General features: G+C 46.6%; 3 protein-coding genes. All 3 read left to right on the top strand.

Annotation, left to right across the window (positions count from 1 at the left end):
• Positions 1–3 precede the first annotated feature (3 nt).
• Positions 4–882 (top strand): inositol monophosphatase family protein, encoded by an 879-nt coding sequence (locus tag QUA42_RS21600; protein WP_333139939.1) that lies wholly within the window; start codon positions 4–6, stop codon positions 880–882.
• A 402-nt stretch (positions 883–1,284) separates the two neighbouring features.
• Positions 1,285–9,114, top strand: coding sequence for a DUF4347 domain-containing protein (locus QUA42_RS21595; protein ID WP_333139937.1), 7,830 nt, complete (start codon positions 1,285–1,287; stop codon positions 9,112–9,114).
• Between the two features lie 504 nt (positions 9,115–9,618).
• Positions 9,619–13,389: DUF4347 domain-containing protein (locus QUA42_RS21590; RefSeq protein WP_333139935.1), on the top strand; the 3,771-nt coding region annotated here is incomplete at its 3' end.

Here is a 13,389-nt window from a genome sequence, read left to right as displayed (position 1 = left end):
TTCATGAAAACTCTCGAAGAAATCAGCGAAATTGCCCGATCGATCGCCTGGAGTGCATCAGATATCCTACAATCCTATTATCGGCAGGATTCCAACACTCCTAACCTCGACATCCAAGAAAAAAAAGATGGCCCCGTCACCGCCGCCGATATCGCTGTCAATTCTTACATTCTTGACGAATTGCAGTCGGCTTTAGGGAATGCAGAATTTGGCTATCTCAGCGAAGAAACTTACAAATCTTATTTGAAAACCAACGGTCAAGTTCCCTTACCTCAAAGTTGGGTTTGGATTATTGACCCTTTGGATGGAACGCGAGATTTTATTGACAGGACAGGTGAATTTGCAGTTCACATTGCTTTAGCTTTCGAGGGAAGACCAGTATTGGCAGTTGTGGCTTGGCCCCAACAGCAAAAGATTTATTACGCGGTGCAAAATGCTGGCGCTTTTATGGAAAGTCGCGAGGGTTCTGCGGTCAAATTGCAGGTTTCGGCGCGAAATATCGTGGCAGATTTACCTATAGTAACCAGTCGCAGTCACCGGGGCGATCGCTTTAATCAATTGTTACAAAAACTACCTTGTCAAAATCAAATAGCTGTCGGTAGTATCGGCTGTAAAATTGCGACTATTGTCGAACAAAAAGCTGATGTTTATATTGCGCTTTCGGGAAAGTCTGCACCGAAAGATTGGGATTTAGCGGCGCCGGAATTAATTTTGACTGAAGCGGGCGGTCTATTTACTCGTTTTGACGGTTCTACTTTGCAGTATAACCGGGGAGATGTGAGTCAGTGGGGGGGATTGTTGGCGAGTAATGGTTGCTGTCACGGGGCTATTTGCAGGGAAGCTGAGGAGATTTTAGCAGGGATAGATGGGGGTTTGAAGTAATCAAAAGTTTAGTAGGGTGCGTTAGAAGACCGTATTTTATGCACAACTAATTGCTGACGCACCCTAAAGTATGTATCAAAATTGCTGAGTTTGAAATTTCTGTACAAGTGCACTTACGTTTCATAAATATTTGTGGTAAATTAATCTCGCATTCGTTAAAGTAATAATACTTAAGTATTTTCCACATTTTTACCAAAAATTTAATTAACAAGGTATTTTTTAAGAAAAATTTACATAGTTTCTGTAAAAAAACTGTTATCCTTACGACAAAAGATGAGGACTCACCGGGTTTTTACGGATAAAGGGTGTGTCTGTATAAATAAAAATTGATAGATAGTTTCGGACGCCCGTCACGAAATAGGGGAATTTTTGTATTTTTTTGAAACCCCAGTCAGGTGGATTATGCCCAATTTAAATATTCCAGTTTCAGTAAGGTCGATCGCCTTTATCGACACTCAAGTTGAAGATTATCAAACTTTGATTGCGGGAGTAACACCGGGTACGGAAGTAGTCGTTTTGGATGTGAACCGGGAGGCGATCGACCAAATTACTCAAATTTTAGCTCTGCGTACCAATATTGACAGCATTCACATCATTTCTCACGCTGCTCCCGGCAGCTTGCAACTGGCCGACGTTCGCTTTAGTTTAGATGATATAGAGTGCGATCGGAATTCTCTACAGCAATGGTTTTCGCCACGAACCGACTCAATCCCCAACAATCGACCTCACATTCTTTTGTATGGGTGCAACGTAGCAGCAGGCGAGACAGGTAAAGCATTTATAAAACGCCTGAGTGAGTTAACCGGCGCGTCGGTTGCTGCTTCGCAAAACCTCACCGGAAGTGCAGCAAAAGGCGGCGACTGGTTCCTAGAAGTAACATCAGAGAAAATAGCAACACCTTTAGCATTTCGGCCAGAAGTGCTGGCGGCTTACAACCACGTTCTCTCCAGCTTCAGTACGGCTACTAACTTTAGTGCGGGGTTTTCGCCGACGGCAACTCCTTTTTCGATTGATACGGGCGACTTTAACGGCGACGGTTTCCCCGACTTAGCCGTGGCAAACTTGGGTTCGAGAGATATTTCCATATTGTTGGGAACAGGTACGGGCAGCTTTGGTACTGCTACCAACTTATTTAATCCCGGCAACGAGGTTCCTAATTCCATTGCAGTGCGCGACTTTAATGGAGACAGCAACCTCGATTTAGCTGTAGCGAATCCTATTAGTGGCACTAACGGCAATTTCATTTCCATCCGGCTGGGGACAGGTACTGGCACTTTTGGTAATCCTACCAACTTCGGTCAAGGGATAAATCCTCGATCAATCGCTGCGGGCGACTTTAATGGAGATAGCAGGTTAGATTTAGCCACAGCCCCTTTGAGTGGCAACAACCTTTCAATTCTTTTGGGAGACGGTACTGGTAGCTTTAGCGCTCCCGTTAGCATTAATGCAGGAGCATCTCTTACTATTGCCACAGCCGATTTTAACAGCGATGGCCAACTCGATTTAGTCACGTCGAATAATACCACCACTAACAATATCTCAGTTTTGTTAGGAGATGGTACGGGCAATTTTAGCGCCCCCGTTAACTTTAGTGCGGGGACGGGGAATCACTTTGTCGTTAGAGGCGACTTTAATGGCGACAGCAAACTCGATCTCGCTGCATCGAATAGCGGTTCTAACAACATTTCAGTTTTGTTGGGGGATGGTACGGGTAATTTTGGTACTGCTAGCAACTTTAGTGTCGCCTCATCTCCCGAATCTGTAATTGCGGGCGACTTTAATGGCGACGGCAAAACCGATTTAGCCGCGTCTAACGGCGGAGATAACAATGTCTCAGTCTTGTTGGGGGATGGTACTGGCAGTTTTGGTACAGCAGTTAATTTTAGTGTAGGAACTCTTCCCCGTGCGATCGCTGCGGCAGATTTTAATGCTGACGGCCAGTTGGATTTAGCGACGCCGAACTTTACCTCTAAAGATGTCTCAATTCTGCTGAATACACTCAATACAGTTAATTTCGGTGCGGCTGCTTACAGCGGTACAGAAGGAACAACAGACACAGTAGTTAATATTCCCGTTACTCTCAGCGGCGGCACTCCTTTTGCTGATGTAACAGTACCAATTGCGATCGACCCCAGCAGCACAGCCACCCAAAATTCAGACTACACCATTTCCCCTACCTCGATTACATTCCCCGCAGGTGCGACAGGTGTGGAACTCACCCAGAATGTTGCAGTTACTATCAAAGCTGACAATCTCCCTGAAAACGATGAAACCGCAATCCTCAACTTTGACACAATTACAGGTGGCATAGCCGATACAACGGCTCAAACCACATTAACTATTCCAGCCAACGGTACTATTTCAAGCCTGAGTCCGTACCAAATAGACCTCAAAACAGGCACAATTACTGGTGGGCAAAACCAGTTTATTTCTCTAGTAAATACCCCTACCGACTCAAACGCAGACAGTTGGTTAGAAGCCGTAGCCAAAATCAATTTTGGTGGCAACATCAAGAAAGCAAAATTCATCGTTGAATACGACAAAGCCCCGTCAGGATGGACGGTAAATCTCGGCGACTCTGGGTCAAACGACGGCTATGGAGGGGATGGCACCACTCAAAGCCGCGATGCCGAGACGCAGATTGTTAACGGGAGTATGAGCGTTTTCGGCAATGACTACAATACACCTCCTAGCGGAGAACTTACCGCAGGAAATGTGCCTAACTTTGTGACTAACGCTTCAAGTGTGGAGTTAGAAGTCAGCAACGAACAACTTGCGTGGGATAACAAAAGCGGACTAAAAAATAGCTTGACTTCGCCGTATCTTTACGCCCTCAACGGTCAAGCTGATGATGGCGGGCCAGTCAATTCCGAGATTTACGCCGGATTTAACAGGGTGATTTCCGCATATAGCGATCGCATTGGATCGGGTGCTAGCAAGGTGACAATTCTGCTTAATCCGATCGACTACGCGATTACTGCTGGTGTTGCAACCGTTACTGAAGGCAATGAAGGCAAAACTGCTGCCACTTTTACTGTTACCCGCAGCGGTTGCACTGACTTGGCGAGCACAGTAGATTATGCGAGCGCAGGTTCTGCTAGCAACGTCAGCGACTACACCCTCAGCGGTGGCACATCCGGTGCAACGGGCGCGACTGGTACGATTAATTTTGCAGCGGGCGAGACATCGAAAACCATTACTCTGGATGTTTTAGGCGATGCGGCGATCGAAGCCAATGAAACCCTTGAGGTTACGCTGTCAAATCCCTCGAAATTAGATTCTACACCGACAATTACCACTGCTACTGCCACCACAACTATTACTAATGATGATACTGCTGGTTTCACTGTCAGTCCAAAAGCAATATCAACAACAGAAGCTGGCGGCAAGGCTGATTTTACAGTCAAACTCGATTCTCAACCAACTGCTAACGTTACCATCGGTTTGAGGAGTGACAATGTTGCCGAAGGAACTGTTTCGACTGATAGCTTAACTTTCACTCCCGCTAACTACAATGAACCGCAAACAATAACGATAAGTGGTGTTGACGATTTAGTAGCTGATGGCCCTCAACCTTACAAAATAGTCACGGCTGCTGCTGTCAGCACCGATCCTAATTACAATAACCTCGATCCTGATGATGTCACCGTCACCAACAGTGACGATGACACTCCGGGAATTACAATTAATCCGACGGCGGGATTAATTACTGGGGAAGATGGCACCAAGGCTAACTTTTCTGTGGTTCTAAATACTCAACCGACTGCTGATGTGACTATCGGTTTGAACACGGATAATGTTGCCGAGGGAACAGTTTCGACAAATAGTTTAACATTCACTCCGGCTAACTGGAGTGTACCGCAACCGGTGACAGTAACAGGGGTTGAGGATAGCAGTGCTGACGGCGATATTGACTACAAAATAGTCACGGCGGCTGCTGTTAGTACAGATGTGAATTATAACAACCGAGATCTAGCGGATGTTACCATTACCAATAAGGACAATGATACGGCTGGTATTTCTGTTACTCCCACGCAAACAACTGCTACAGAAGGCGGTGCGAATGGCAGTTATGAGATCGAATTAATGTCGCAGCCGATCGCCCCAGTTACGATCACTCTCACAACAGGCGAGCAGATTCAGGCGATCGCGCCTGTGACTTTCACAGCAGATAATTGGAATCTAGCTCAAACCGTTACGGTGAAAGCTGTTGATGATACGGTTGTGGAAGGGGCGCACAGCGCTAATATCACTCACAGTGTGAGTAGCACTGATGCTAAGTATAATGTGGTTGTGGTTCCAGGGGTGACGGTGGCGATCGCTGATAACGACACTGCACCAATACCGCCAACACCGCCGACACCGCCGACACCGCCAGTAATAGTCGAGCCCCCGACACCGCCGACACCGCCAGTAATAGTCGAGCCGCCCACACCGCCGACACCGCCGACACCGCCAGTAATAGTCGAGCCGCCCACACCGCCGACACCGCCAGTAATAGTCGAGCCGCCGACACCGACGCCACCAGTGCCGACACCGACGCCACCAGTACCGACACCGACACCACCGACACCTGTTGGTACCATCGACACACAGAAGAATTGGTGCGGCGTAGAAGCTGGATTGGATAAACTTGAGAAAATTCTTGACGACCAATTACAGGCAGTTAACCTACCCATTGTCGGCCCCCTCAAGGACATTTCCCCAGATTTTATTGGCAACTTCAAGACTAAGCTAGTCGATACCATTAAAAATCAGGGAAATCAAACTCTGAGCCAGTTAGAAACTAGCCTCCGCACTGCACTCGGAGCTGACTTCAATGTTGCTCTAACTGAGAATTCTAGCGCTGATGAAAGTACCTTGCTAATTACTCTTAGCAAGCAATATCAGTTTCCCGACATCAATCTCTCGAAAAACTTAGGAGTACCGGCATTAAGCTTAGATGTAGATGGAAAAGCAAAATCAAAATACAACTACAACTTGTCCCTAGGAGTTGGTGTTAGTAAAGATTTGGGCTGCTACATAGATACTGACAAAACCAAGTTAACCGCCAACATTGACTTGAACCTAGATGACCAATTCAAGGCTAAAGGCAACTTAGGGTTTTTCCAAGTTGACCTGGCAAATGATACCAACAACCCTACTAAAGTCGATGCCGACCTTGAAGTCAAGCTCAATGACTTAGACAATCTCGGCAGCCCCAATGATGGCTCTCGCCTCACCTTGCCAGAACTGCAAGGCAACTATCAGTTGAAAGACTTATTCAATGCCACCTTAACGAGCAATGCCAATCTCGGTCTCACAGCAAAAACCAGTATCAACGGCAATGCTGCTTTCCCCTCCTATAACTTCGACTTAGCAGTGGATTGGCCGATCCTAAATTACGCTAACGGTCAATTAACCGAACCGCAAAAGCCCGCAGTTGCATTTAACAATATGCAACTAGATTTGGGAACATTTGTCAATAATTTTGCCAAACCAGTAATCGGTAAAGTTTCCGATGTCATTCAACCATTTCGACCAGTTATCAACTTCCTCAATGCTGACACCAAGTTACTGTCTACACTAGGGATAGCGGGGCCCTTTGATAAAAATGGGGATGGCAAAGTTAGCGTACTAGAACTGGCAGCAAAAATCTCTGGTCGCGATATCGATACTCGCTTTTTAGATGCGGTGGCCAAGGTTGATAAAGTTGTTGATTTGGCAAACCAAATAGCAAACTCTCCGGATAAAATCGATTTTGGTTCCTACACTCTGGGGAATATAGATGTTGCCGAGCCAAGTGCTAATCTTCAGAATGCTTCCCCGGTTGCCAAAACTGCTGTACAGCAAACCGCTAACCAACAAATCAACTCCAAAACAAGCGGCAAAGTCAAGGAATTCTTAAATGCTTTAAAAGATATTGATGGCTTTGACTTGCCACTCTTGACCAAACCGGAAACCGCGATTCAATTGCTGATAGGTAAACCCGATGTTTCGCTATTCACTTATCAGATGCCCAAACTGGGATTTGACTTTAATGTTGAGCAAAGTTTTCCGATATTTGGGCCGCTCAAGGGTTTACTGGAAGGCAAGTTTAGTGCTTCAGCTCATCTAGGATTTGGGTACGATACCTACGGATTAAACCAGTGGAAAAACTCGAATTTTGCTGCCGACTCTGCTGGCCAAGTTTTGAATGGATTTTATGTGAGCGATCGCGAAAATGCTGATGGCACTGGGCCAGATGTTGACGAACTCACACTTGACGCTAGCATTGCAGTCGGTGCAGGGTTGGATGTTGGCATTGCCGAGGGTTATGTCAAAGGTGGAATTCAAGGAAAGGTAGGCATTGATTTGATAGATATCGGAGAGTTCCAGCCCAAACAAGGGGGCGACGGAAAAATCCGAACATCGGAAATTACTTCCCGTATCAGCAAACCATCGGAACTGTTTGATGTAACAGGACAAGTTAATGCTTTCTTGGGCGCTCAAGTTAAAACAATTTCAGTCAAAATCTGTGAGAAAACTTTCAAAATATTTCGGAAGCGCTTCACCATACCTTATCCTTGCGGATTTGATTACAAAACTGTCTACGATAATAACTTTGCCACATTTGAGTTAGCTAGCTTTAGTTTGGGGCCGAGTTCTAGCACTAGGGGCAGAGCAATTAACGGTTACATGGCCGGGGCGACAGTCTTCTTCGATGCAAACTTTAATGGAGTAAAAGATGAAAACGAACCGTTCTCAATTACTAACGCGGATGGCAGCTTTGACTTAGATGTCTCTCTTGACAAATTCGACAAAAATAACAGTGGCGACCTCGAACCGGATGAAGGCAAAATTGTACTCATAGACGGCATCAATACCTCTACTTATTTGCCGCAGCAAACGCCCCTATTTGCCACACCCGATGCTACTGTCGTCACTCCGTTAACTACCCTATTGACCGAGTTGGTCAAGCAAGGTACTGACCAAAATCAGGCGCAAAATCAGGTTAAATCTGCACTAGGATTGTCGTCAGCAATTGACTTGACTAGCTACGATCCGCTACAGGGAATTACTCAAAACGACCCGAACGGCTTGGCGGTTTATGCAGCCCACGCTCAGGTACAAAATACCATTGTTTTAGTCACAGATTTAATTAGCGGTGCTTCAAATACCGCGAAAAATGAAATTGCCAATAGCGTAATTTCCGCCGTTGCCAATCAAATTAAATCTGGCACTCTCGACTTAAGCAATTCCACACAATTGCAGGCGATTATTGAGTCGGCGACAAGTCAACTGCAAGTACCGCAACTATCTAGTATTGCTTCGGATGCTGCCTCTATTATTGCCGAAGGAAATCAGCGAATAAAGACGATCGCCTCCAGCAATTCCTCGCCCTCAGATGCCGCGACAGAAATCGCCCGCATACAAAAAGTCGCACAAGGAGAAGTAGCCCAAGATTTACTGCAAGTCGCAGCCGGAAATAAAACGATTCAGTCGGCGATTTCCGAAAATACTGGTGCATCTCTAAATACCCAAATTCAGTGGGCGACAGCTAACAATCCCACAGTCCGCAATACCTTAGATACTGATGACTCCAGTACACCATCTACCTCCGATGAACCATTCCCAGAAAGCGGTATTGAATTCGTTAAAGATGGTTCAAATACCACCGAAAGTACAGATGGCGACGATACCATTACGGGCAGCGCTAGCGACGATGTATTGCGCGGTAAAAAAGGAAATGACTTGCTGTTTAGCCTAGATGGCAATGATTGGATGAATGGCAACCAGGGGAACGACTTAACAGATGGTGGAATTGGGGACGATACGCTTTACGGCGGAAAGGGTTTTGATACTTTGACTGGTGGTGCCAGCAGTGACTTCCTTTCTGGTAATCGAGGTGAAGACATCGTAATTGGTGAAAAAGCCGACGATACCCTCTACGGCGGTCAAGGCAATGATATTCTGCTAGGAGGTCAGGGTAACGATTTCCTCAGTGGCGATTTGGGCGATGATACCTTAGTAGGGGATGTAGGCAATGATAAATTCTTACTCTCTACCAATTCCGGTATTGATACTGTTGCTGACTTTGAAGTCGATCAAGACTTGTTAGTATTGGGTAACGGGTTGAATTTCTCGCAATTGACAATTGCCGAAGATAGCGGTTCAACTTTAATCCGGTTTGCCCAAACAGGGGAGATTTTAGCTTCTCTCAGTGGTGTTTCTGCTAGCAGTATCAGTGCCGTTAATTTCGGATTGATTTAAGAAAGATGTGGGTTCAAGCACTTGTTCTGTGAGAGTTTGAAGTAAGTCCGCGCGTGCGAAGCTATTCCGTAGGGAATCGCCCGTAAAGATGGTAATGAATAAGTTTTAGGGGCGGGTTTTACGAGAAATAATTGCCTAAAACCAATTATCTCGTAAACCCGCCCCCACCCTTGCCCGAAAGTCCGCCAGAGGTTGAAACGAAGGGCGAAACCGGATCGCAGATATGTATTAAAAATCCCCAGCTTAATATTTCAGTCTAATCCCACTTGCTATTGAACGGTTTTTGTGTTATGTGATCCACCTCGGGCTGGCTCATCCTTAATATTACTTAATAAATTTCCCTATCTTTATCTAAACTTTAATTAAACAGGTATTTATAAAGAAAAGTTTATATAGATTTTCTCAAAAAACCGTTATTGTTACTACAACCTTCAGAAAGAGTTTCCGATGCAAGTCGCGAAACAGGGGAATCATTGTCTTTTTTTAGTTATTAGTAGGTGCAGTATGCCAAATTTAAATAATCAAGTTTCCGTAAGGTCGATCGCCTTTATCGATCCTCTAGTAGAAAATTATCAAAGTTTAGTCGCTGGGGTAAAACCGGGTACGGAAGTAGTCGTTTTGGATGGGAACCGGGATGCGATCGCACAAATTACTGATATTTTAGCTCTTCGTACCAATATTGACAGCATTCACATTGTTTCTCACGGTGCTCCGGGCAGCTTGCAACTCGGCGACGGTAGCTTGAGTTTAGATGATATAGAGTGCGATCGGGATTCTCTACAGCAGTGGTTTTCGCCACAAACCGACTCAAGGAGCAAAAATCGACCTAATATCCTGCTGTACGGGTGCTCCGTAGCAGCAGGCGAGACAGGAAAAGCATTTGTCAAACGCTTGAGTGAGTTAACCGGGGCCTCAGTTGCAGCTTCCCAAAACCTCACCGGAAGTGTAGCAAAAGGCGGCGACTGGGAACTGGAAGTCAGAACCGGAAAAATTGAAACGCCGCTGGTATTTGAAGCCGAAGTGTTAGCGGGTTACGAGTATGTTTTGAATAGTTTTGGTGCTGCGACTAATTTTCCCATAACCAGCAGTCTCCGTAAAGTTGCGACTGGGGACTTTAACAAAGACGGCAACATTGACCTAGCCTTGGCCAGCACTGGACCCAACAGCGTTTCGATCGCACTGGGAGATGGCACAGGCAAATTTGGCACTGCCAGTTATTTTAACACCAACCCGCCGAGCTCTCTCAATACCTGGTCTGTCGCTGTAGAGGACTTTAACAAAGACGGCAATTCTGACTTGGTTACAGCTAATAATGCGACTAACAACGTTTCTCTCCTGTTAGGAAATGGCGATGGCACTTTTGGTACTGCCACCTACTTTGGTGTGGGGTCAAGGCCCTATACCGTCGCTGTGGGAGACTTCAACGGGGACGGCAATTCTGACTTAGCTACAGCCAATCAAACCTCTAACGACGTCTCCATCTTGTCCGGTAATGGTAATGGTACTTTTGGCGCAGCTAATAATTTGAGCGTGGGGTCAACTCCTTCTTTTGTGCTTGTCGGCGACTTTAACAAGGATGGCAAGTCTGACTTTGCGACAGCGAACTCGGGTTCTACCACCGTATCCATCGTGTTGCAGAATGCTGATGGCACTTTCGGTATCGCCACTAACTTTACCGTTGGAAATAGCCCTAATTACATTGCTTTAGGAGACTTTAATGGGGACACCATTCCTGACTTAGCAACCAGCAATGGAAGCTCAAACGTATCAATACTGTTAGGAACTGGCACGGGAAGCTTTAGTGCAGCTACCAACTTTGGCGTTGGAACAGAACCCCTTGCTATTGCTAGTGGAGACTTCAATGCAGATGGAAAAGTCGATTTAGCCACAGCAAACAATGGATCGGGCAATGTCTCCGTCTTGTTTGGAAGTGGCAATGGCAGCTTTGGCACAGCCACTAATCTTACTGTAGGAACGAATCCCCAAGGTATTGTTGTAGGTGATTTTAACAAAGATGGCTTATCTGATTTAGCTACGGCGAACTTTGGTTCATACAATGTCTCAGTTCTACTCAATACAAAACCTGTGGTGAATTTCGGTGCGGCAACCTACGCTGGCACTGAAGGAACGGCAGATACAGTTGTTAATATTCCCGTCACTCTCAGTGCCACTCCCTTGAGCGATGTAGTTGTACCAATTGTCATCGACCCCAGCAGCAGTGCCACCGAAAATTCTGACTACACCTTTTCGCCTCCAACTGTTACTTTCCCCGCCGGCACTACTACTCTCACCCAGGATGTTGCAGTTACTATCAAACCTGACAATCTCCCTGAAAACGCCGAAACCGCAATTCTCAACTTTGGCACAATCACTGGTGGCGTTGCAGGTACAACCGCTCAAACAACATTAACTATTGCAGCTAACGGTACTGTTTCTTACGCTGTAGCCGCCGATAGTGCCAGCATTCCCGAAGGTAATAGCGGCACAACTCCTCTGACTTTTACCGTGACTCGCAGCGACGGCACTGGTGCAGCAAGTAGCGTAAATTATGCAATTGGAGGAACTGCTACAAACGACAGCGATTACAACAACATCGGCGGCACTTCTGGGGCAACGGGTATTAGTGGCACAATCAATTTTGCGGTAGCGGAAACATCTAAAACTATTACCTTGGATGTGGTAGGCGACGGATTAGTAGAACCCGACGAAACAGTTGAAATTACGCTGTCGAATCCTGTTGCACCGGGGCCGACACCTACCTTTACTGCTGCAACTGCTACAACTACGATCGCAAATGATGACACTGCCGGTTTCAGCATTGCACCTACGAACATCACTGCTACAGAAGGCGGCGCAACTGGCAGTTACAAAGTCAAGTTAACTTCGCAACCGACGGCACCCGTTAACATTAGCTTTAATACTGGCAATGCAATTAGCCCGATCGCCCAAATTACATTTGACAGCACTGACTGGAATGTCGATCAGACTGTCACTGTCACTGCGATCGACGACAATGTAGCACAAGGAACCCACAGCGGCACGATCGCTCACACAGTTACCAGTACCGATGCCAGTTATAACGCCACAGTGATTCCCGATGTTACGGCATCGATTACTGATGACGATAGTCCCGGTGTTTCCATCGTGCAATCGGCAGGCAGTACAAATATTGCTGAAGGCAGTGCAGCAACGACTACCTACGGAGTGGTTTTGACTACCGCACCTGCTGCCAACGTTACGATTAATTTTGACACGGGCAGTCAAATTAGTGCGATCGCACCTCTGACTTTCACCCCAAATGATTGGAATAATGCTCAATATGTGACCGTTAGTGCGATCGAGGACAGCATAGCCGAAGGAACCCACAGCGGCACGATTGCTCACACTTCTGTCAGTAACGATACTTTGTATAATGGGCTGACGATTTCTCCTGTGACTGCCACGATTGCTGACAACGATACCGCAGGCGTGACTATTTCAGCGACGAGTACAACTGCTACCGAAGGATTGGCGAGCACGTACAGCGTTAAGTTAAAATCCCAGCCGATCGCGCCTGTGACAGTTAGTTTCGCTACAGGGGAGCCAATAAATGCGATCGCCCCAATTACTTTTGACAGCACTAACTGGAATGTGGATCAGACTGTCACTGTTAGTGCGATCGACGATAGCATAGCCCAAGGAACCCGCAGCGGCACGATTACTCACACTTCTGCCAGCAGCGATACTAAGTATAGCAACCTGACGATTTCTCCTGTGACTGCCACGATTGCTGACAACGATACCGCAGGTGTGACTATTTCACCGACGAACATAACTGCTACCGAAGGTGGTGCGAATGGCACTTACAGCGTTCAACTAACTTCTGTGCCCACGGCGCCTGTGACGATTAGTTTCGCCAATGGCGATGAAATTAATGCGATCGCACCGATTACCTTCGACTCTACTAACTGGAATGTCGCGAAAGCAGTGACTGTAACGGCGAAAGATGATGCGGTTGTTGAAGGAAATCATACAGGCAGTATTTCTCATACTGCCCAGAGTGCTGATAGTAAGTATAGTGCGCTCCCGATTCCGGGCGTGACAGTGGCGATCGCTGATAACGATGTAGCGCCACCTGTAGTTGTCGAGCCGCCTGTAGAGCCGGTAGTAGATCCGGTAGTAGTTGTCGAGCCGCCTGTAGAGCCGGTAGTAGATCCGGTAGTAGTTGTCGAGCCGCCTGTAGAGCCGGTAGTAGATCCGGTAGTAGTTGTCGAGCCGCCTGTAGAGCCGGTAGTA

Source organism: Microcoleus sp. Pol11C2, assembly GCF_036701505.1.
GTDB lineage: Bacteria > Cyanobacteriota > Cyanobacteriia > Cyanobacteriales > Microcoleaceae > Microcoleus.
The sequence above is the reverse complement of the archived record's forward strand: the minus strand, read 5'-3'. Positions and strand labels throughout refer to the sequence as shown.

Bases quoted from the DNA above. Each gene is read 5' to 3' on its own strand.
- QUA42_RS21595 (WP_333139937.1), top strand. From the start codon at position 1,285: ATGCCCAATTTAAATATTCCAGTTTCAGTAAGGTCGATCGCCTTTATC.
- QUA42_RS21600 (WP_333139939.1), top strand. From the start codon at position 4: ATGAAAACTCTCGAAGAAATCAGCGAAATTGCCCGATCGATCGCCTGG.